The sequence below is a fragment of the Paraburkholderia sp. SIMBA_030 genome (genome assembly GCF_046535245.1).
In the GTDB taxonomy this organism is placed as follows: Bacteria; Pseudomonadota; Gammaproteobacteria; order Burkholderiales; family Burkholderiaceae; genus Paraburkholderia.
In genome coordinates this window covers 1-259 of record NZ_JAWRXB010000911.1, presented here as the reverse complement: position 1 = coordinate 259, position 259 = coordinate 1, and the positions used below count along the sequence as shown (strand labels likewise).

General features: G+C 57.1%; 1 protein-coding gene. It reads left to right on the top strand.

Annotation, left to right across the window (positions count from 1 at the left end; all coding sequences use genetic code 11):
- Nucleotides 1-206 (top strand): DUF1330 domain-containing protein (locus SB772_RS42670; protein ID WP_410838853.1); only part of this gene is annotated, 206 nt, incomplete at its 5' end.
- Nucleotides 207-259 lie beyond the last annotated feature (53 nt).

Genomic DNA, 259 nt, shown 5'->3' with positions numbered 1-259 from the left:
CTACACACGTCGCGCCAAAGGTCATCGCAGTTTCTGGGCGGCACGAACATGTGGAGGGCGAGACGCACACGAAGCACATGGTTATCGAATTCGATTCGTTCGCTGACGCGAAGGCGTTCTATGAGAGCCCGGAATATCAGGCGGCGAAAGTTTTGCGCGCAGGGGCGGCGAGCGGGAATTTTGTTTTGGTTGAAGGGGCCGGTTAACTCAATCAGCCGGGTTTTCCACGCCCAACGATCGTTGATTGCACCCACACCGC